At 60.9% G+C, this 20,092-nt stretch carries 19 protein-coding genes; 8 read left to right on the plus strand and 11 right to left on the minus strand.

Features of this window, described 5'->3' with window-relative positions; all coding sequences use genetic code 11:
- Window positions 1-121: 121 nt before the first annotated feature.
- From V6M87_RS07675 to V6M87_RS07725, 11 genes are read right to left on the minus strand one after another with little or no spacing between them, the layout of a single operon-like run.
- The gene (locus V6M87_RS07675; RefSeq protein WP_332876008.1) at window positions 122-2,014 is read right to left on the minus strand and encodes an XrtA/PEP-CTERM system amidotransferase; all 1,893 of its coding nucleotides are present in this window, start codon (window positions 2,012-2,014) and stop codon (window positions 122-124) included.
- A gap of 24 nt (window positions 2,015-2,038) precedes the next feature.
- A complete protein-coding gene (locus V6M87_RS07680) occupies window positions 2,039-3,190 on the minus strand; it encodes a TIGR03088 family PEP-CTERM/XrtA system glycosyltransferase (RefSeq protein WP_332876009.1) in 1,152 nt (383 codons plus the stop codon).
- Window positions 3,187-4,725: an exosortase A gene (gene xrtA, locus V6M87_RS07685; RefSeq protein WP_332876010.1), complete on the minus strand. Its 1,539-nt coding sequence runs from the start codon at window positions 4,723-4,725 to the stop codon at window positions 3,187-3,189. The genes V6M87_RS07680 and xrtA overlap by 4 nt, the downstream gene beginning before the upstream one ends.
- On the minus strand, window positions 4,722-5,915 hold the full coding sequence (locus tag V6M87_RS07690; protein ID WP_332876074.1) for a TIGR03087 family PEP-CTERM/XrtA system glycosyltransferase: 1,194 nt from the start codon (window positions 5,913-5,915) through the stop codon (window positions 4,722-4,724). The genes xrtA and V6M87_RS07690 overlap by 4 nt, the downstream gene beginning before the upstream one ends.
- Before the next feature lie 5 nt (window positions 5,916-5,920).
- Window positions 5,921-7,012 (minus strand): FemAB family XrtA/PEP-CTERM system-associated protein, encoded by a 1,092-nt coding sequence (locus V6M87_RS07695; protein ID WP_332876011.1) that lies wholly within the window; start codon window positions 7,010-7,012, stop codon window positions 5,921-5,923.
- Between the two features lies 1 nt (window position 7,013).
- The gene (locus V6M87_RS07700) at window positions 7,014-7,892 is read right to left on the minus strand and encodes an XrtA system polysaccharide deacetylase (RefSeq protein ID WP_332876012.1); all 879 of its coding nucleotides are present in this window, start codon (window positions 7,890-7,892) and stop codon (window positions 7,014-7,016) included.
- On the minus strand, window positions 7,889-8,965 hold the full coding sequence (locus V6M87_RS07705; protein ID WP_332876013.1) for an XrtA/PEP-CTERM system-associated ATPase: 1,077 nt from the start codon (window positions 8,963-8,965) through the stop codon (window positions 7,889-7,891). Before V6M87_RS07705 ends, V6M87_RS07700 begins: the two co-directional genes overlap by 4 nt.
- A 16-nt stretch (window positions 8,966-8,981) precedes the next feature.
- The gene (locus V6M87_RS07710; protein ID WP_332876014.1) at window positions 8,982-10,520 is read right to left on the minus strand and encodes a TIGR03016 family PEP-CTERM system-associated outer membrane protein; all 1,539 of its coding nucleotides are present in this window, start codon (window positions 10,518-10,520) and stop codon (window positions 8,982-8,984) included.
- Window positions 10,501-11,556, minus strand: a complete 1,056-nt coding sequence (locus V6M87_RS07715) for an XrtA-associated tyrosine autokinase (RefSeq protein ID WP_332876015.1) — start codon at window positions 11,554-11,556, stop codon at window positions 10,501-10,503. The genes V6M87_RS07710 and V6M87_RS07715 overlap by 20 nt, the downstream gene beginning before the upstream one ends.
- A 15-nt stretch (window positions 11,557-11,571) precedes the next feature.
- Window positions 11,572-13,104: an XrtA system polysaccharide chain length determinant gene (locus V6M87_RS07720; protein WP_332876016.1), complete on the minus strand. Its 1,533-nt coding sequence runs from the start codon at window positions 13,102-13,104 to the stop codon at window positions 11,572-11,574.
- The gene (locus V6M87_RS07725) at window positions 13,092-13,346 is read right to left on the minus strand and encodes a hypothetical protein (RefSeq protein WP_332876017.1); all 255 of its coding nucleotides are present in this window, start codon (window positions 13,344-13,346) and stop codon (window positions 13,092-13,094) included. The genes V6M87_RS07720 and V6M87_RS07725 overlap by 13 nt, the downstream gene beginning before the upstream one ends.
- Before the next feature lie 190 nt (window positions 13,347-13,536).
- On the opposite strand from V6M87_RS07725, the gene V6M87_RS07730 reads away from it, so the two are divergent.
- The 8 genes from V6M87_RS07730 (at window position 13,537) to V6M87_RS07765 (ending at window position 19,875) form a co-directional block, all read left to right on the plus strand.
- Window positions 13,537-14,274 (plus strand): S1 family peptidase, encoded by a 738-nt coding sequence (locus tag V6M87_RS07730; protein ID WP_332876018.1) that lies wholly within the window; start codon window positions 13,537-13,539, stop codon window positions 14,272-14,274.
- Window positions 14,275-14,395: 121 nt separating this feature from the next.
- Window positions 14,396-15,016 (plus strand): XrtA/PEP-CTERM system exopolysaccharide export protein, encoded by a 621-nt coding sequence (locus V6M87_RS07735; RefSeq protein WP_442920563.1) that lies wholly within the window; start codon window positions 14,396-14,398, stop codon window positions 15,014-15,016.
- Window positions 15,017-15,186: 170 nt separating this feature from the next.
- Window positions 15,187-15,855, plus strand: coding sequence for a hypothetical protein (locus tag V6M87_RS07740; protein ID WP_332876019.1), 669 nt, complete (start codon window positions 15,187-15,189; stop codon window positions 15,853-15,855).
- Between the two features lie 3 nt (window positions 15,856-15,858).
- The gene (locus V6M87_RS07745; RefSeq protein ID WP_332876020.1) at window positions 15,859-16,137 is read left to right on the plus strand and encodes an HPr-rel-A system PqqD family peptide chaperone; all 279 of its coding nucleotides are present in this window, start codon (window positions 15,859-15,861) and stop codon (window positions 16,135-16,137) included.
- Window positions 16,131-17,045 carry an HprK-related kinase A gene (locus V6M87_RS07750; RefSeq protein ID WP_332876021.1) on the plus strand — a complete coding sequence of 305 codons (915 nt, stop codon included), beginning with the start codon at window positions 16,131-16,133 and terminating at the stop codon, window positions 17,043-17,045. The genes V6M87_RS07745 and V6M87_RS07750 overlap by 7 nt, the downstream gene beginning before the upstream one ends.
- Window positions 17,042-18,124, plus strand: a complete 1,083-nt coding sequence (locus tag V6M87_RS07755) for a nucleotidyltransferase domain-containing protein (protein WP_332876022.1) — start codon at window positions 17,042-17,044, stop codon at window positions 18,122-18,124. The genes V6M87_RS07750 and V6M87_RS07755 overlap by 4 nt, the downstream gene beginning before the upstream one ends.
- A 220-nt stretch (window positions 18,125-18,344) precedes the next feature.
- Window positions 18,345-19,070, plus strand: coding sequence for a GNAT family N-acetyltransferase (locus V6M87_RS07760; RefSeq protein WP_332876023.1), 726 nt, complete (start codon window positions 18,345-18,347; stop codon window positions 19,068-19,070).
- Between the two features lie 130 nt (window positions 19,071-19,200).
- Entirely contained in the window at window positions 19,201-19,875 is a 675-nt protein-coding gene (locus V6M87_RS07765) for a class I SAM-dependent methyltransferase (protein WP_332876024.1), read from the plus strand.
- The last annotated feature ends 217 nt before the right edge of the window (window positions 19,876-20,092 follow it).

The raw sequence follows: 20,092 nt of genomic DNA on the forward strand, positions 1-20,092 counted from the left end.
CAGTGATTGACGAATCCAGTCACAGTGGCCGATATATATTTTCGGGTCATAAAGTGTCCGTTTCGTAAAGGAGGCAACAGCGACTTCAACCGGCAGGCAGGTTCTAGTCTAGTTAGTATTGTCAGTGTTCCACGCTGACGCGCAAAAACGCCTCGAACATCATCACCGACCACAGCGACGCGCTGTAATCGTTCGCCCCCGACTCATGCTGGTCGACCATATGGCGCAAATACGCCGGATTGAAAATCCCGGTGTCGAGCAGCAGCGGACTCAATACTGCCGCCCGGACCTGCGCGCGCAATGGCCCGCGGAACCAGGCCGCCACCGGAATCGAAAAACCTTTTTTTGGCCGGTACATGATGTCTTCCGGCAGGTACGGCTCCAGCGCCTTTTTCAGGATGTACTTGCCTTCGCCGCCATGCAGTTTCAGGTCCGACGGCAGGCTCGACGCCCATTCGACGAACTGGTGATCCAGCAGCGGCACCCGTACTTCCAGTGAATGGGCCATCGCGGCGCGATCGACCTTGGTGAGAATGTCACCCGGCAGCCAGGTCTTGAAATCGAGGTACTGGATCAGCGCCAGCGGATCGTCGGTCGGCGAATTGGCCGCGTGGCCGCGCATGACCTCAATGGCGCGATAACCCTGCAGCCTGGTGCGGAAACCGTCGGAAAATAACTGGTCTCGCACGCGGTCGTTCATGATCGACACGCCGTGGAAGTAGCCGTCGGTCAGGTCGCGCGCCAGCGCTTCGAAGGTCGTCTTGGCGCGGAACATGCGCGGCGCCCAGTCGGCTTTCGGGTAGATCGCGCCGAGCGTGCCGAACACGCTTTTGCGCAGGCCGGCTGGCAGGCGCGAACGCACGCTGTCTTCGGCCATCGCGTAGCGGTAGCGGCGGTAGCCGCCGAAATTTTCGTCGCCGCCGTCGCCGGACAGTGCCACCGTCACGTGCTTGCGCGCCAGCTGGCAGACGCGGTAGGTCGGGATGGCGGAGCTGTCGGCAAACGGTTCGTCGTACAGGCGCGCCAGCGTGTCGACAAGGCCATGGTCGTCTGTGCTGACCGTCTGGGCGAAGTGGGTCGTCTCGTAGCGTTTTGCCACCTGGTTGGCAAACACCGATTCATCGTAGTCCGGGTCGTCGAACGAAATTGAGCAGGTTTTGACGTGGGCTTCTTCCTGCGCCATCATCGCCACGACGGCACTCGAATCGACCCCGCCGGACAAGAACGCGCCGAGCGGCACTTCGGCCACCATCTGGCTTTTGACGGCATCGCGCATGCGCACGATGAGCTCTTCTTCCACTGCCCGCATATCCTTTTGCGGCTGGATGTTGAACGGCACATCCCAGTAGCGCACCGGGTTGACGGTTTTGTCGCCCACTTTCAGCGTGATCGAATAACCAGGCGCCAGTTTATAGGCGTTATAAAAAATCGTTTTCGGTTCCGGCACGTAGCCGTAGGCGAAATAATCCTCGACCGCCGGCAGGTTCAGTTCGCGCGACAGTTCCGGGTGCGTCATGATCGATTTCAGTTCGGAGCCGAACACGAACAGGCCATTTGGCAGCAGCGAATAAAACATCGGCTTCACGCCGACATGGTCGCGCGCCAGAAACATGGTCTGCTGCGCGCGGTCCCAGATGCCGAAGGCGAACATGCCGCGCAGGCGCTGCAGGCAGCCGGCGCCCCAGGCTTGATACGCCACCAGCACCACTTCGGTATCGGATTTCGTTTTGAAGATGTAGCCCAGCGCTTTCAGCTCGGCCATCAGCTCGCGGTAATTGTAGATCTCGCCGTTGAAGACGATCACCAGGCTGCGGTCGGCATTGAACAGCGGCTGCTGGCCGGTGGCGATATCGATCACCGATAATCGCCGGTGGCCCATGCCGAGCGCCGTTTCCGTGTACAGCTCGGCTTCGTCCGGGCCGCGGTGGGTTTGCGTTTCGTTCATGCGCGACAGGAGCGCGCGGTCGATCTCGCGCTGGCCCAGGGTATCAAATATTCCGACTATTCCGCACATGCTGGTATCAGTTCCAAAGAGACGTTATCGAGGAGCGACGCGCTTTTGCCGGCACAGGCGCGCGTACAAGGCTGTATAAGCAGTCAACATTGCCGCCATACTATATTGTTGCACGACCCGGGCCCGCCCAGCCCGCCCGTGTTGCCCGGCCAGCGCCGGCGATCGCACGTATTGCGCGAGCGCCTGGGCCAGCGCCTCGGTATCTTGCGGCGGCACCAGGCTGCCTTCCACCTGTTCGGTGACCACTTCCGGGATGCCGCCGACGTTTGACGCCACCACCGGCAGCGCGCACGCCATCGCCTCCAACAGGGACACGGGCGTGCCTTCGGCCAGCGAAGGCAAGGCAAACACGGAAAATTCCGGCACCAGTTGCGCCACGTCGCTGCGCGCACCGGGCAGCCAGACGACATCCTGCAGGCCGGCGGCCGTTACCTGCGCACGCAAGGCGGGCAGTAGCGGGCCGTCGCCGATGATCGACAGGCGCAAGTGCGGCGCCTGTTCGGGCAGCATCTGGCGCAGGAGAATAAAGGCGTCGACCAGGCCGCGCTGGTTCTTGATGTCGGAAATGCGCGCCACCGTGCCGATGACGAAGTGCTGCGCGCCCCACGGCGCACCCGCACCGCGTGCACCCGGCTGGTATTTGTCGGTATCCACGCCATTCTTGATAAACAGCGTTTTTGCGGCGCCAATTTTCACCACCTGGCCGAGCCACTGGTGCAAATCTTCCGACACCGGCACGTAGCAATCGATGAAGGGCGCCAGGCGCCGGCGCAGGAAATTATGTTTCGGATTGAGACCCTGCGGATCGCTGGTATCGCGCCCGTGTTCTGCGTGCACGCGTACCGGCACACCGGCGGTCGCTGCGGTGAAGGCATATTCCATCGCAGCCAGGTTGTAGGTGTGCAGGATGGTCGGACGGAGTTGACGCGCCAGCTTCCAGAAGGCGACGTGGGTACCCAGGCCGAGACCGGGCGCCTTGTTCAGCGCATACACCTCGACGCCCGGTTGGGTGATGCGCTCGGCAAATTTTGAAGAGCGCGTCAGGCAGACGACCACGTGGCGATACTGGTCGGCCGGCATCTTGTTGATGCAGTCGACCAGCAGCGTTTCCAGCCCGCCCACGTCGAGTGCGTAGGTCAGGTGCATGACCAGCGGTAAAGCGTGATTCGGCTTCACTTAGCCCGGGTGGCAGCCAGTGCCGCATCGATCGCCTTGCCCTGGCCTGCCGTGAAGGCGCGCAATGCCGCCCGTGCCGTAGCCGGGTCGGCCTCGTACGGCGCCGCCAGCAGGATGGCTGCGCCATCGTCGCCGCGGAACAGCAACTTGGCGCGCGCCTGCATCAATTTGCCTTTGATATTGCTGGCCGTAGTCTGGCCATCGATGGCCATCCACTGCCACACCAGCATGTGGGCGCCGTTCGGGCCGGACATGCGCGTTTCGCGCAGCGCCAGGGGACGGCCATCAAGCTCGGCTGTCACGCCAGCGTTGCCGATTTCGTGCCAAGGGTCTTTCGGGCCGGCCAAGGTATTGACCGAACTGATCAGGGTGCGGAAAGGTGCCTGGTTGCGGTAGTACAGCAGGTGCAGCGACACCGGCGTGGCGTCCTGCTGGAATACACCGCTGTACTGCGCGGCAGGACCGCGGTAGGCCGGGTTCCAGGCGGCAAACGCCGGCGCCGCGCCCAGCCTGATGGCTGGCGCTGCCAGTTGCACGGGACGCGGGTTCAGATTGGCGCGCGCGTTGTAGAACGCGAAGGCCGGCCACAGCGCCGCCGTCACCAGCACGGCGGCGACCAGCGGCGCCATGCGGCCAGTCACTTGCGATACGGGCGCCGCAGCCACGGGGGCCGGCGTCGGCGCTTCATCCTCGCGCCAGAAACTGCCGATCCAGAACATGATGAACATCACCAGGCCGAAGAACAGCCAGCCGTAGACCAGGTGGTCGACCCCGGTGGCCAGTTCCATGCCGGACAGGTGGCCGATCATGACGATCATGAACGCGCGCAGCCAGTTGGCGACGACCGGCACGACAATCGACAGCGCGACGAACATCAGGCGCCGTTTGGTGGAACGGAAGGTCAGATAGGCGTACAGGCTGCCAAGCGTAATTGACGAAATCAGGTAGCGCACGCCGCTGCACGCTTCGACGACCGACCAGCTGCCGGTGGGCAGTTCAAAGCGGGTGCCGTTGCGCAGTACCGGAATGCCAACGGCGCGCACGGCAGCGACGGTGAAATTGGCGGTGTGTTCGATCAGCGGGCCGACAAAAATTTCGCCGAACGGCACCGCAAACAGTAAAAATAGCAGCGGGAACGCCAGCGATGCGGCCAGGCGCCGGCCGAATACGGCCAGGGCGATCACCGGAATCATGGCGACGAACATGTACTGCTTGATCACTTGCACTTCGCCGATGTGGGCGGCCAGCCAGCCCATGCCCAGCAGGGCCAGCAGCAGCAGCGCCGGCCAGTACGGCGTCGGCGGCAGGGCGCTGAAGTTGGCGCGGCGGCGCCAGATCAGCCACAAACTGATCGGCAGGATGACATAGCCGTGGGCAAACGTTTCGGAGCTGTCCCAGATGCTGATGATTGACGCGATCGTGCCGAAATACAGCACAAAGGGCGCCAGCAACGCCAGCGCGATCAGCAAGATGGTGGGCGTCGGTACGGGCCGGCTGGCAACTTGGGGAACGGGCGTGCCCGCAGTGTCGTTCATGAACATTCGAGCTGCTCTCCGATGCAGGCCAGGTTGCTGGGCCAGCTGTATTGGGTTTCGACCCGGCGCCGTGCGGCGGGGCCTATCGTGGCATTGCGGGTTTCCAGCAGTTCAGCGACGGCTGCGACAAAGGCCGGCGCGCCATCGGCCAGGATCAGTTCGGTTCCAGGCGTGGCATCGATGCCTTCCAGCGCCTGCGGCGAGACCACCACCCGGCTGGCCATGGCCATTGCTTCGAGCACCTTGTTCTGGATGCCGCGCGCGATGCGCAAGGGTGCCACCGCCACGTCGGCATGCAGGATGTAGGGGCGCACATCGGGAACGGTGCCGGTGACCGTCACGCCGGGCAGGCTGCCGAGCGCCGTGACGGGCGCGCTCGGCCGGGCGCCGACGATATAAAAATGCAGGGCTGGAAAGCGCGCGCGCAGCTGCGGGAAAATATCGTTGGCAAACCATTGCACGGCGTCGACATTCGGCCAGTAATCCATGGCGCCGGTGAACACCACCGCCTGTTCACCTGGCTGGTACGGGCTGTTTGACGGGGGCAGCGGCGAAAAATACTCGGTATCGACGCCATTATTAAAATGGCCGATACGGTCTACGCTCTCCGGCGCCAGCTGGCGGAACAGGTCCGCTTCCGGCTGCGAAACGAACAGTGCCGCATCGTAGTCGCGCGCCACGCGCCGCTCGTAGGCCAGCAATTGTTTGGCTTCATGGCGATACAACATATTCATCGGCCACGATTTCTGCTCGGCGTACTGGCGCCATTTGTCCGAATCGACATCGCAGAAATCGACCACGCGGCGCATGCCGGGATACGCGTCCGCATACTGCGCCATGGCCGACGAGAACACCAGCACGCGCGCAATCTTGTGCTTCTGGACGGCCTGGTCGACCCACTGTTTGGTGGACGCGTCGCGATAATAATCGAGCGACAGCGAACGGTTGCCGAACAGCGCGCCCAGGCTGCGCACGCGCGCGCGCAGCGGATGCAATTTCGCAAAATGGCTGCTGGCGCACAGCGCTTCGACGCGCGCCACGTGCTGCCAGTCATCCGGATCGTCGACGAAGGTGGCCAGGTGCACCCGGTACGATTGCGCCAGGTGTTTCAGCAGGTGATACGAGCGGATCTTGTCGCCCTTGTTGGGCGGATACGGAATCCGGTGGATCAGCAGCAGCAGGTCTTCCACGCGCATCAGCCCAGGTTGCGGACGATGTACGGCCCGATGAAGTTAGCGACCGGCAGCGGCAGTTTTTTCCACACCTTGATGAACAGCGCGTACTTGGGATTCAATGGATTGTTGTCCGGCAGCGCAGGCGACGCATACAGCTTGTACTCGTAAGGCAGCGGCTGCGCGACAAAACCCCAGTTCTTCTTGAAATCGTAGGCGCCGGTGCCGAGCTTGCTGCGGCCGAAGTCGAACAGGCGGCAACCCTTGGCGGCGGCGGCCTGCATCAAATTCCAGTACATGAAATCGTTGCCGGCCACTTCGCGCGCCAGCGCCGTGCCGCCGCCGTAGTACGGGACGACTTCATCGCGCCAGTAAAAACTCATCACGGAGCCGACCAGGCGGCCGTCTTCGGTGACAATGGTGCGTACTTCGCATTCCGCGCCGAATGCCTGCTGCAGCAGGGCGAAATATTTTTTCGGGAACACGGGCGTGCCGAGTCGATGCACGCTGTCGGCGTAGGCCGCGAACAGGCGCTCGACATTGTTGTCGACTTCGCCGCGCAGGCCGAGCTTGATGCCCTTCCGCACCATTGCGCGCTGCTTGCGCGGGATGGCGTTCAAATTTTCTTCGTCGTCGGCCGAGATCGCCTTGCGGAAGGTGACGTACAGCTCCTTGGTGGTCCAGCTGGCGTCGTCCGGGTGAAACCGCTCCATGCCGCGGTATTCCAGATGGCCCACGCCCAGTTGCTTTGCCAGCGCGTCGGCAGCGCCATCGAGCAGCAACAATGCGGCATCGTTGGTCGCGACCGGCCCGCCGTAGACGCAAAAGGGCATCGCGCCGAGTGCGTTGCCAAACAATTTGCTTTTGACTTGCGACAATGGCAGCACGCCGGTGATCTGGCCATCCTGCTGCGTGTAATAAAACCAGGTTTTATTGCCGAACGCGCGTTCGATCACGTTTTGCCAGCCGGACAGGTGGAAAAAGTTGGCGGCTGGTGTGGCGCGCACAAAGGCGTCCCAGCGGGCGCGGTCCTGCGGCTGCATCAGGTGTAGGGTCTGCGGGCCGCTGGCGGCGGGTACGGGTGTAGCCTGAAGCGCTTCGGTCATCGAGGTCATGTTATTTGAGGAAAATGCGGTCCATGCGGTCCCACGCGAAATCGCGGGTCAAGGCCGCCAGGCGGTTTTCCATGCGGTCGATATTGATGTAGTGGCGGAACCGCGACTTGGCGCTCAGGCCTGCCGGCCGCGGCTGGCCCGGATCGAGTTCCCATGGGTGGAAGTAGAACAGGGTCGGCTCGCGGTCTTCGCGGTTGACCTTTTCCATCATCCATTTCGAGATCGCGTACGGCAGCAGGCGGAAGTAGCCGCCGCCGCCGGCCGGCAGCTTTTTGCCCATCAACATGGCAGTCGTGATCGGCACTTCCAGCAAACCGTCCGGGCCGTTCGGGTAGAACGCGAAACGGGGCGCGCTCGGCATGCCGTAATGGTCGTGCTGAATCGGATAGATGCTCGAGCTGTAACGGTAGCCGGCTTCGGCCAAGGCTTCCAGCGCCCACAGATTGTCTGCGCCGATCGAAAAACTTGGGGCACGGTAACCGACCACGGCCTGGCCACCCAAATCTTCCAGCATCGCTTTACTGGAGCGAATGTCCTGGTCGAATTCGGCGCGCGTCTGGTCCGACGCGCGCAGGTGGCCGTAGCCGTGGCTGGCCAGCTCGTGGCCCTCGGCGACGATGCGTTTGACCATCTCAGGATAGCGCTCGGCGATCCAGCCCAGCGTGAAAAACGTGGCTTTCACATTGCCGCTTGAAAATACGCCCAGTACGCGATCGATGTTCGCTTCCACCCGGCATTCCCGCTCGGGCCAGCTGGCGCGGTCGATGAAGGGCGCGAAGGCGGACACCTGGAAATAATCTTCCACGTCGCAGGTCATGGCGTTGCGTAGTCGCTCGCCCGGGGCTGGCGCCGGCCGGGCTGCGGGAGTTTGCATCATCATTCGGGCTGGTCCGTGGTGTGGTTGGTTGCCTGCGTCCCCGCAGCGGGCATGCCGCCAGGCGTGGCGACGATTTTCTTCAGAATCGACAGTACCGAGACGATCGATTTTTCCAGCCGCATCATACGCTCATCCAGAATTTCGGCGCTCACGCGGCGTTCCGTTTGTGCGTTGTCCAGCGCGCGCTGGTCGAGCGACTGCAGCGCACCCAGATTGGCGCTGATGTCGGCATCGTCCGCGCTGCCGGGACCGCTTTCGGGCAGCTTGAATTCGTCGGCGATGTCGGCGATGACTTCATTGACGTGCTGTGCCGTAAAATTGTGCAGCTCTTCCAGGTAGCCCATCAGCAGCAGGCGGTCGCACAGGGTGTTGGTCTTGCGCGGGATGCCGCCGGTATGGGCGAAGATGGCCGCGTAGGCGCCGTCATCAAAACTGGGGTCGCCCTTCCAGCCGACGGTGGCCAGGCGGTGCTCGACGTAGGCACGGGTTTCCGTCGCATCCATCGGACCCAGGTGATAGCTGGCGATGACGCGCTGGCGCAACTGCTGCATGCCGGGGCTGTGCAGCGTGGTGCGAAATTCCGGCTGGCCCAGCAAAAAGGTTTGCAGCAGCGATTTGTCGTCGGTCTGGAAGTTCGACAGCATGCGCAATTCCTCGACCGTTTTCGGGTTCAGGTTCTGGGCTTCGTCGATGACCAGCAGCGCGCGCTTGTTCTGCTGGTCGCAGATACGCAAAAATTGTTCGAGGCGGGTCAGCAGATCGGTTTTACTTGCGCCTTCGTACGGCAAACCAAAACCGGCCACGACCATGCGCAGCGTGTCGTCCGGATCGAGGTGGGTGTTGACGATATGGGCAGCGACGATCTGTTCGGACGGCAAATGGTTAAACAGATTGCGCACCAGCGTGGTTTTACCCGCGCCGACTTCGCCGGTGACGACAATAAAACCTTCACCTTGCGACAGGCCGTACTCGAGGTAGGCCATGGCGCGCTTGTGGCCCTTGCTGCCAAAGAAGAAATGGGGGTCGGGGCGGAGCTGGAAGGGCTTGCCGCTCAGCCCGTAATATGATTCATACATCTGGACTGAACTCCGTCTAGAACTGCTTGGAAATGGTGGCCGATATGGCGTTTTCACGGAACCCGGAATTGCCGGTATTGTAATAACTGCCGCGGTTGTGGCGCAGTTCTGCCGTGCCGCGCAGCTTGGAATCGAAGGCATGCGTCAGGCCCAGGCGCAGGTTCTGGCTGTTCGTGGTCAGGTCGGCGCCGAGCGTTTTGCTGCGCTGGTAATTGAGCGATGCGATGGCCTGGGTGGCCTGCGTCAGCCGGCGCGTGTAGCTCGCCGAAGCCCCGGTGGAATCGAGATTGTTGTTCAGGGTGGCCAGGTTCTGGCCCAGCAGGTCACTGTCGGCCGTCTGGGTCGATAGGGCGGCACGGCGGTTCTTGAAAACGGACACTGTGCCGGTGCCGTGCGCGCCTTCCAGCGAGTACCCCAGCTGGAGCGATTTCTGGCGCTGGAACACATTGCTCAGATAATTGGTGTTGTTCGTGATGTTCGGATTCACCCCGGTTGCGGCGATATACGCGGCAATCGCTTTTTGGCGCTCGATCGGATCCGGGATCGAGGCGGTCAGCATGGCGTCGAGCAGGTCCGCGGTGCTGAGTGCCCCGCTGGACAGGAATTGCTGGCGGCTGGTGGTGACATTGTCACTATAGCTGGCGTTGAACGCACTGCGGTGCCCGCGGAAGTTGAAGGTCATGCTGCCGGTGTTGCCGTAATAACGGCGCCCGTACGACATTTGCAGTCGCGTGCGCGACGACGGCGTCCAGATGAAGCCGCCGGTATAGCTGGCGCCCTGGGTGGTGTTGCCGCCTTGGGCCGAGTAATCGTATTTGTCGTAGCCGCCGGTGGCGGTCAGGCTGAGCGAGTGGCTGAGCCGATAGCGCAGGTTCGCTTCCACATTCTGGCTTTCCGAGGTGCCGAAGCGCCCATCGGTAAAGGTATCCTGGTTCGCGCTCAGGCCCCACCCGATGGTGCTGAAATTACGCCCGCTGGTGATGCTGGCAACGATGTTGTCGCCATTGGTCGTGCCCAGTACCCGGTCGCCGTCGACCCGGTTGCGCGTATAACGCACATAAGCGTCGGCGGTGGCGCCGAAGCGGTGGCGCAGCGTCGGCGAGATGCTGTAGGTGTTGATATTCGTGCGGTTGCTGCTGGAATACTGGCTGTCATTGCCCTGTGGCCCGAAGGCGGACCGGCTGGACTGCTGGCGCGATGCGTTGGCGTCCAGGTCGAGCAACTGGTCAATCAGCTTGGCCTGCATGTTCAGCTGGTATTGGCTGGAGGCGTTATTGGTGTTGTCGACCTTGTTGCTGTACGAGTACAGATGCAGCTGGTAACTGGCTGACAGCTTCAGGCGCGGCCCCTTCGAGTAGACCGAAAACGCCGGCGTCACTTCGCTAATGAAGGCGCTTTGCGCCAGCTCTGCGGTCTGTTGCGACACGTTGTCGCTATACGTCTCGGAGCCGGAAATAGCGGGGGTAAATCTCACTTCGGCATGCGCTGCGGGCACCAGCAACAGCGCCATCAGCGCCGCCGGGGCGCGCACGCGTTTAGCCATAGTGATAGTCATAACTTTCTTCGATGCCAGGGAATTCACGCGTCTTGTTGTAGATGAGGTTGACGTTGGCGCAGCCTTCCAGCTGGCTGAGCGATTCCTTGACCGCGTGCTGGGTGGTCGTTTCCGCTTCTACCACGACGGCGATCTGGCCCATGTGGGTGGCCAGCACGCGCGCTTCACTGGTCAGCAGCAGCGGCGGCGAATCGAAAATGACGATCCGGTCCGGATAGCGCAGGGCAATTTCCATCACCAGGTTGGTCATCGCAGCGCTGGCCAGCAATTCGGTCGCGCGCGGGGTGCTGGTGCCGGCTGGCAGGATCGCCAGGGTCGGTACATTGGTGCGCAGCATCACGTCGGACAAATCGAGCGTTTCATCGACCAAAATATCCATCAGGCCGCGCTGGGCCGGCAGTCCGAGCGTGCGCAGCACGGACGGGCGCGCCACGTCGGCGTCGACCAGCAGCACGGTATGGTCCAGCTCCATGGCAATGCTCATGGCCAGGTTGATGGCGCAGTAAGTCTTGCCTTCGCCTGGCAGCGAGCTGGTCACCATGATCAGGTTGCCGGGCAGGTCGCCCGGTGCCCGTTCGGCAAAGGCGCGCTTGATCAGCGGGCGCTTGATGACGCGGAAATCTTCCACCAGGGCCGTGCGACCGCCAGCGGCGGTCACCATGCCGAGGTCGCGCATGCGGGCCAGGTCGAGGTCGACCTTGCGGGTGGTCGAGCGGGCGGCGCTATTGCCGCTGGCCGGCGCTTTGACGGGGGCCGTCGTCACCGGTCCTGCAACTGCAGGTGCTGCCACCGGCGCGACAAGGGGCGCGGTTTTCAAGCCCTGCGATTGCGCCATGGCAGCCTGTACCATTTCCGCTTGCGTCATGGCGGGCAGCGCGGGCGCGCCCGGTCCGACGGCCTCCGCCAGCGATTGCTCGGCCTTTGTGGCGGCGCTGCGTGCCATCGCTTCGACGATCATGTCGGGATGCGGCACGTCGGTGTCCGGCGTGCGTTGCGGGTCGTTGCGGCGTGCTGCCGCTTTTTCGATGATGCTCACAGGATCTCCTTGCGCTTACAGCGCTGGCCGAACGATGATCGCGGCCATGACCGCGCCGTACATGCCGAACAAGGCCAGCACCGACGCGCCCAGCGCGTACAGGCGCCGGCGCCGGCGAATGGTCTGTTCCGGCGTCCAGTTCATGCCGATGGCGCCCAGGATCGGGATCCCGGTGACCTCGCGCAGCGCTGCCTGGCTGAGGAAGGTCGGGCGGAACTGGCTCATCAGGAAAGCGGCTGCCAGGCCGGACAACAGGGCGCCTCCGAACACCATCGAGAACAGGCGCACCCGGTTCGGGCCCGATGGAATCATCGGCGCGGTCGGTGGATCGATGACGCGGAAGGTCAGCATGTCGGTTGCCGACGACAGTTCGCCGGACAGCTTGGCCGACTCGCGGCGCTCGACCAGTTTGGTGTAGTTGTCGCGGTTGATCGCATAGTCGCGGTTCAGCTGGGCGAACTGGGCTTCGATTTCCGGACTTTCGATACTCTGCGTTTTCAGGCGGTTGTAGCGCTGCGTGTATTCGCTGACCCGGGCGCGCAATGCGGCGACCTGCGCTTCAGCCGTCGACAGCGACACGCTCATCTGCTGCAACATCGGGCTGTAGCTGGCGCCTGGATCGGCACTGCGCTTCTTGTTCTTTGCATCGTCGGCCTTACGGGCGATCAACTGCTCGAGCAGGCGCTTGTTGGATACGATATCCGGGTGCACTTCGGTGTATTGCATGCGCAGCGCATCCAGCGTTTTTTGGGTGGCGGCAATGCGCGCTTCCACTTCCGGATCGACGAAGCCGACGATCGGCTGGCCTGACGGCGTCTTGGTGTCGCCGTTGATCTGGGCGCGCAGGGCGTTGCGCGATTGCTCGGCTTCGGCCAGCTGTAGTTTAGCCTGGTTCAGCTGGTCGCTGGCGTCCTGGACCTTGCCGCTGTAGTCACCGGTGCCACTCGGTAGCACGCCCATGTTTTTCAGCTTGAATTCCTTCAGGCGATTTTCAGCGGACGACAGCTTTTCTTCGTAATTCTTGATCTGGTCATCGATGAATTGCACGGCCTTGTCGGAATCCTGCTTCTTGCCGCCGAAGCTGCCTTCAACGAACATTTGCAGCAGCGTCGCCACGACATCCTTGCCCAGCTTCGGGTTCACGGCGGTGTACGAGATCGTATAGATGTCGTCGCGCTCTGTACCGCCGATCTTGATCGCGGCCATCAGCTCGTCGACCATCTTCTCGTGTTCTTTAGTGTCCTTGGCCTTCACGTCCAGGTCGACCATACGCATCAGCTTTTCCACGTTGGGACGGCTGATCAGGGTACGGCGCATGAACATGACTTGCTGGTCCAGGTTCGGCAGGGTAGTCATGCCCGACAGCAATGGCTTCAGGATGCTCTGAGTATCGACGTAGACGCGTGCCGACGCTTCATATTGATTCGGCAATTTATACACCACGGTCCAGCCGACCAGCGCGACGACCCACGCGATCACCACCGCATGCCAACGATACTTGCCGATTGCCTTGAGGAAGCTAAGGATTAGGGCCGTTATTTCTGCCATCGCGTCTGTCTCGTAAAAGAAGGAAAATCAAAAAAAATCAATACAACCAACAGCATCATCCCTTTTACCTTGAGCAATTGCAATTGCGCGTTGGAAAAGCCCAGACAGGAACTGCGGAAAGTATTGTTTTTACAACAGGTTGTGCCGATTTGCAACAAATTTACCCACTCGTTTGCCTGCCCGGCGGCGTTTATTGTTGTGCGTACTAGCGGAGAAGGCACGGGCTGTTGCAGAATCTGCATGGCGAATAACACGGATCACGATTTGACTGGCTGTGCCAGAGCATAAAACAGGCCTATTCTAGTGTTGCCTTATGCAAAACGCTACATTCTAATGTCTTTCTTACCTCACACGGGCGTACAGTTGATTCATTTTCGACATCATTCGAATGCCAGTCGGGCATGCGCCACACGCGCCCTCGCTGCGCTTTTGTTGCTTTGCAGCATACCACTCGGCCAGGGTGCGCACGCTTCACCGCTGGAAAAAACCATCGCCGCCGTCAAGCCGTCGATCGTCGGGGTGGGCAGTTACCAGAAGACACGCAGCCCGCCGATCCGGTTTGTCGGCACCGGCTGGGTTGCAGGCGATGGCATGAGTGTGATCACGAATTCGCACGTGGTCGCAGAATTGCCGGACGGCGTCAATATTGAACAGTTGGGCATCGTGGTCGCGCAGGGGGAGGGTGTGGTGTTCCGGCCGGCCCGCCTTGCCGGCCGCGACGCCGTGCACGACCTGGCCCACCTGCGCCTGATCGACGGCCCGCCTTTGCCGGCCCTGAAGCTGGGTGACTCCATGAATGTCGCCGAGGGGCACGATCTTGCATTCACGGGCTTTCCGCTTGGAATGGTGTTGGGTTTGCACCACGTTACTCATCGTGCAACATTGTCTGCAATTACGCCCATCGTCATGCCCTCGATCAGTTCCGGCAAGCTCGATGCGCGTGCCATCGTGGCCTTGCAGCGCGATGCGTTCAAGATTTTCCAGCTTGATGGCACCGCTTACCCGGGCAACAGCGGCAGCCCGGTGTATGACATCGACACCGGCGCGGTGCTCGGCGTCATCAATATGGTGTTCGTCAAAGGCTTGAAGGAGACGGCGATCACGGCGCCGAGCGGGATCACGTATGCCGTCCCGGCCCGGTATGTCGAAGCATTATTGCAACAAAAATGAAGTGAGCGAAAGATTCTTATACCGTGCGATTTTGCACTGCAGCTATGGTATAAAATGGTAGTTAAATCAATGGCTGAATAACAACTTTTAATGTGCGGCAAGGGGATCGGTAGTGAAAATGATGAATAAAACATGGATGAAGCCGGTACTCTGGGCCTGCGTTGCCGCGTCGGCACTGGTGTTGAGCGGCTGCGCGACCAAACATCCTATGGCCAGCTCGGCGGTGGTAGCGCCAGCCAACGATTACCTCGTCGGTCCTGGCGACAATATCAATATCATCGTCTGGCGCAACCCGGAAGTGTCGATGTCAGTGCCTGTGCGCCCGGATGGCAAGATCACCACACCGCTGGTCGAAGATTTGCCGGCGGCCGGTAAAACCTCTACCCAGCTGGCACGCGATATCGAAGTTGCCTTGGCAAAATTCATTCAGCAGCCGGTCGTGACGGTTGTGGTGACCGGCTTCGTCGGTCAGTTCAGCGAGCAAATTCGTGTGATTGGCGCTGCCGCCCGTCCGCAGTCGTTATCGTATCGACGCGACATGTCGATGATGGACGTCATGATTGCCGTGGGTGGCGTGACCGAGTTCGCCTCGGGCAATCGCGCCAATTTGATTCGCACCGTCAATGGCAAGCAACAAACGTACAACGTGCGTCTGAACGACCTGATTCGTGAAGGGGACATCAGTGCGAACGTACCGGTTTTGCCCGGTGATATTCTGATCATTCCCGAAAGCTTCTTTTAATTAAAAATACGACCTCGGCGCTGTCGAAGAATTTTACAGTGCGATGTTATATTTCCAGTAGACAATAAAAATTGCCTGCTTGACCCGGCTAAGCTGTTGATTATTAACAGTACGCAAGCACGGTGGTCGATCTGGCACGAAATTCGCTTACATGTCATCAGGAAATTTAATTGCATGTTAGGCAGGTTTTGCACCATCGCACACTTTTAGGAAACCACATTGTGGCTATTGATAATCAACCGAATGATCTTGACCAGCAACCGGACGCGCCGCAGCAAGCGCTTGCCAGCCTGGACGCCATTGCGCTGGGTCAACGCGGTGCTTCGCGGCGCCGGTTCGCGCGCGCGGGCGCTGGCGCGACCGGGGTTCTGCTGACGCTGACCAGCCAGCCTGGCATGGCCTGCGATATTTGCATGGCGCCGTCCGGCTTCCACTCGTATTCAAAAACCATGACCAAGGCCTCGCACGCCGTGGCGCCGGTCTGCAATGGCAAAGGCCCTGCTTATTGGCGCAGCAACCACAGCTGGCCAAACGGCTGCCATTCGACAACTAAGTTCGGCGAGATTTTCGACTGCAAAAGGACCACGTCCGGGCAACTGTATGCCACCAGGACGTGCATGGACAGCCTGAAGCCGCAGTGGTTCGACTCGCACGCCGTGGGCATGTATCTGATGGCCATGTATCTGAATGTGTTGTCCAAAAAAACCAGCTTCATGACCATCGCTGATGTGCGGAACATGTGGAGAGAATACCATTGGAGCGGTTATTACGTGCCGACGGCCGGTGTGAAATGGGATGCGTCCGACATTGTTTTCTACTTGTCCGGCACGATGGATTAAAACGTGCCGGACCTTTGGCGCTTGACCCCGGGGCAACAGTTGGCACACCGGGGCTGGCAAGATGAATTTGTGGTCTACAATAATCTCTCCGGCGACACGCACTTGCTCGACGGCGACACCCTGTCCTTGCTCGCACAGCTGCGCCATGCGCCCGCCAGCATTGCCGCGCTTTGCCAGGCACTCGGTAGCGATCTTCTTGCGGACGACCGCGCAGCGCTCCCCGACACGCTCCACGCCATGCTCATCAGCCTGGCGCGTTTGTACCTGGTCGAGCGGTGCTGACCGTCGCTGACCTCAGCCACCGCGACCTGGTGGCGCGCCTGGCCGGAAACGGCCTGTTTCTGCGCACCGGGCCTTTCACGAGTTGCATCCGCAGCAATATTTCCTATCTCATCGACGGGGTCGCCCAGATGTATGGCGCCTACCCGGTCGATGACAGCGGCTTCGCAGATTTTCACCTGCAACTGCGCCGGCCGGGCGGCTTGCGACGCTGGTTCCATCCGCAGGTGCGGTTCGACCACGACGGCCTGTCGCCGTTCGAGCCGCTGCCGGTCAATCACGCCTTTCCGATGCTCGAATGGATGCTCAACTATTGCGTCTCAAGCCAGGCGCATGGCTACCTCATCATCCACGCCGCCGTGGTCGAAAAGAACGGCCATGCGGTGATCTTGCCAGCGCCGCCGGGATCGGGCAAAAGCACGCTGTGTGCGGCGCTGGTCAGCCGCGGCTGGCGCCTGCTCAGCGACGAGCTGACCTTGATCGGCCTGGACGACCAGCAGTTGACGCCGCTGCCCCGTCCGGTCAGCCTGAAAAACGCCTCGATTCCCATCATGAAGGCATACGCGCCGGCCGCCGCCTTCACCCGCTCGGCCATGGACACCGCCAAGGGCACGGTCGCGCACCTGAAGGCGCCCGACGCGAGCGTTGCGCGCGCCGCCGAGACCGCGCGCGCCGCTTGGGTCGTGTTCCCCAAATATCAGGCCGATGCCGACGTGACGGTCAGCCCGATCGCGCCGGCGCGCGCCTTCATGCGGGTGGCAGAAAATGCCTTCAACTACAGTCTCACGGGCGAACGCGGGTTTCATGCGCTGGGCAAGGTCATCGAAACGTGCACCAGTTTCGACTTTACGTATAGCAAGCTCGACGAGGCCATCGCATTCTTCGATGCCCTGCGCGTGGCGCCCCGATGACGCCGTCGCTGCTGCTGCGGACCCTGCGCGATCCGGCCTCGGCGCTCGACCTGACCCTGGCGCAATGGGATCTGATGCTGCGCCAGGCGGCGCGGGCGAAGTTGATGGCGTGCCTGGTCTGTTTGTTCGATGACGCCGGTCTTGCCAGCAGCCTTCCCGCACCCGTGCTGCCGCACCTGGAATGGACTCGCGTCATGCTGCAGCGCCACGCCATGGCGGTCGATTTCGAGGTCGAGCGCATCCATGCCGCGCTCGCTGGCCTGCATACGCCGCTGCTGCTGCTCAAGGGCGCCGCCTACCGTGCTGCCGGTTTGGCGCCAGCGCGGGGGCGTTTGTTCAGCGATGTCGACATCCTGGTGCCAAAAGCACGCATCGGCGAAGTCGAGGCGGCATTGATGATGCACGGCTGGAGCGGCGCCGAACACGATGCCTACGACCAGCGCTACTACCGCGAATGGATGCACGAAATTCCACCTATGCAACACACGCGACGCCAAAGTGTGATCGATGTTCACCATGCAATCTTGCCGGAAACGGCGCGCGTGCGCCCGGACCCGGCCCGCCTGCGCGCCGCCGCCGTCAATGTGCCGGGCATGCCCGGGGTGCAGACGCTGGCGCCGTTTGATATGGTCCTGCACAGCGCGGTGCACCTGTTTTATGACGGCGAGTTCGACAACGGCCTGCGCGACCTGTTCGATTTGCACCGCCTGCTGACGCAGTTCGGCGCCACGCCCGGCTTCTGGGACGGCTTGCCGGCGCGCGCTTTCGAGCTGGAACTGGCGCGGCCCCTGCTGTACGCCTTGCGCTACAGTGCCCGCCTGCTCGATACGCCCGTGCCGGCCGCCGCGATCGCCGCGCTGGCACCCGCGGCGCCCCGCCGCGGCTTGATGATGTTGATGGATGGCTTGTTCCTGCGCGCGCTGCAGCCCGCCCATGCCAGCTGTAACGATGCACTCACGGGCGTGGCGCGTGCTGCGCTGTACGTCCGCGGCAACTGGCTGCGCATGCCGCCGCTGCTGCTGGCGCGCCATCTGTTTCACAAAGCGTTCCTGTCCAGGTCTGGCGCAAGCGTCTCCTGAGACAGCTTGTGCCCGTGTCGGGAATTCCCTCCGGCGACCATTCTTCGAGCTCTGTCAAGAAATTTTTCTTTCAGTTCAGTATTGTTGCTGCAAGTAATTTAATTACTGTTGGTCTAGAGAAAAGTGCTTTTTAATAACTGTTGCAGTAGATTATGGATGCTATGATGGGCAACAGTACGAACGGCGCATCAGGCGTCATCCTGCTTGGAGAATGTCAATGATGGACACGTTAGCGAACGAGCGAACCCATGCCAGCACGGCCGTTCAAGCCGCGACGTCTCCCTCTCCGAGTATTGTCGACGTGACAATCAATGAGCGTGTTTTCGGCATTCGTGCCGCGGACATCGACGACCGCCGCAATTCCGCCAGTGTGCTCATCAACAAGATGTACGCCTGGCGTGGCTACGCTGGCTCGCACCAGATTGTCACGGACCCGAACCGGATTACCCTGACCGCGTCCGACAAAGGCGAAGTCATCGGCACCCTGAGCCTCGGGCTCGATTCCAGCGTCCGCCTGCTGGCCGACCAGGTATTCCAGGACTTGATCGATCCCATCCGCGCCAACGGCAGGGTGTGCGAGCTGATCAAGTTTGCCATCGACCCTTCGGTGAAATCGAGAGCCGTGCTGGCTTCGCTGTTTCACGTCGCCTTCATCTACGCCCGCGACCTGAACAATTGCAGCGATATTTTCATCGAGGTCAACCCGCGCCACCGGCGCTTTTACGAGAGATTGCTCAAGTTTCGGGTGGTGTGCGAGCCGCGTGACAATCCGCGCGTCCAAGCGCCGGCCGTCCTGATGCACATGAACACCGACTACGGAACCAGCCTCATCGCAGAATGGGCCGGCCGCACCGACGATTTGGAACATGAACACTCGCTGTTTCCGTATTTCTTTTCGCAACGCGAAGAGGTCGGTATCATCAACCGTTTGAAACTGATCGGTTGACCGGCGTCGCAGCATTCCACCTGCCATCTGCATGCAGGCGCGCCCTTCACGGGATGCGCCTGCTACATGCGTTCCGCGTTGCAATTTTAATGTCTCTTTTCTCCATTTACATTCATACAAGGAAGTATTCATGACGATCGGTAAAAACCGGGATGAAATCGCTGAAGCGTATTCCTCCCCACCATGGTGGTATGACCTGCGCGGGTTCTTCATTTTGACATTTGCCTATAACAGCACAATCGGCACCCAGCTGCGTTTTTTTGGTCCGAACTTCGGTCCAGAGCACCTGGAGGTGGCGTGCGGCACGGGCACCTTGCTGGAAATGATTTTGAAATGGCGCCGCCGCAAGCAGCTGCCGCAGGTGAAAGTGATGGGCATCGACTACGCGCCCTCCATGCTGGCCGGCGCCGTCAAGCGCTTTGCCAGGGATCCGCAGGTGCAAGTTCAGCACGCCGACGCGGCGCAGCTGCCTTTCCCCGACAACACATTCGATACGGCCAATATCGCGAACTCGATCCATTGCTTTCCGACAATCGATGGCGCCTTGCGCGATATTTTGCGCGTGCTGAAACCGGGCGGGACGCTGGCGGCGAACGTGCTGTTGTACCCGAGTGGTTTTGCGCCCTTGCGCTGGGCGGCGCAGAAGATCAACGACTGGGGCATCAAAAAGGGCATTCTGTACAGCCCCTTCGAACAGGCTGATATTCGCCAGAAGATGCTCGCGGCAGGCTATGAAATTGCCTCCGACTTCAAGGCTGGGAATACCTGGAATGTCGTGGCCCGCAAGCCTATGCATGGCGCGTGAGCGCGTCAGCATGCATTAAATCATTATGCTTAATAAATAATAATGACCTATGGAAACTTACTAAATTTCCACAGGTCATTTATATTTCTTATTTGTAAGTTTGTTGCAGCAAAACGTGTCGGATTTTTTTACAGTGTTAATTCCGCGACAGCTTTTTAATTTGTAAGTCATTGATTTTTAAGGGGGTTGGATATCTGGCACAGTTGTTGCTATATAC

Origin of the sequence: Massilia sp. S19_KUP03_FR1 (assembly GCF_036688685.1) — a bacterium.
GTDB lineage: Bacteria > Pseudomonadota > Gammaproteobacteria > Burkholderiales > Burkholderiaceae_D > JALYUM01.

What these genes read in the sequence shown, in the direction of transcription:
- V6M87_RS07725 (WP_332876017.1), bottom strand. Translation starts at nt 13,346, where the DNA reads ATGCAGATTCTGCAACAGCCCGTGCCTTCTCCGCTAGTACGCACAACA.
- V6M87_RS07710 (WP_332876014.1), bottom strand. Translation starts at nt 10,520, where the DNA reads ATGACTATCACTATGGCTAAACGCGTGCGCGCCCCGGCGGCGCTGATG.
- V6M87_RS07675 (WP_332876008.1), bottom strand. Translation starts at nt 2,014, where the DNA reads ATGTGCGGAATAGTCGGAATATTTGATACCCTGGGCCAGCGCGAGATC.
- V6M87_RS07765 (WP_332876024.1), top strand. Translation starts at nt 19,201, where the DNA reads ATGACGATCGGTAAAAACCGGGATGAAATCGCTGAAGCGTATTCCTCC.
- V6M87_RS07705 (WP_332876013.1), bottom strand. Translation starts at nt 8,965, where the DNA reads ATGTATGAATCATATTACGGGCTGAGCGGCAAGCCCTTCCAGCTCCGC.
- V6M87_RS07735 (WP_442920563.1), top strand. Translation starts at nt 14,396, where the DNA reads ATGAATAAAACATGGATGAAGCCGGTACTCTGGGCCTGCGTTGCCGCG.
- V6M87_RS07755 (WP_332876022.1), top strand. Translation starts at nt 17,042, where the DNA reads ATGACGCCGTCGCTGCTGCTGCGGACCCTGCGCGATCCGGCCTCGGCG.
- xrtA (WP_332876010.1), bottom strand. Translation starts at nt 4,725, where the DNA reads ATGAACGACACTGCGGGCACGCCCGTTCCCCAAGTTGCCAGCCGGCCC.
- V6M87_RS07760 (WP_332876023.1), top strand. Translation starts at nt 18,345, where the DNA reads ATGGACACGTTAGCGAACGAGCGAACCCATGCCAGCACGGCCGTTCAA.
- V6M87_RS07695 (WP_332876011.1), bottom strand. Translation starts at nt 7,012, where the DNA reads ATGACCTCGATGACCGAAGCGCTTCAGGCTACACCCGTACCCGCCGCC.
- V6M87_RS07700 (WP_332876012.1), bottom strand. Translation starts at nt 7,892, where the DNA reads ATGATGATGCAAACTCCCGCAGCCCGGCCGGCGCCAGCCCCGGGCGAG.
- V6M87_RS07720 (WP_332876016.1), bottom strand. Translation starts at nt 13,104, where the DNA reads ATGGCAGAAATAACGGCCCTAATCCTTAGCTTCCTCAAGGCAATCGGC.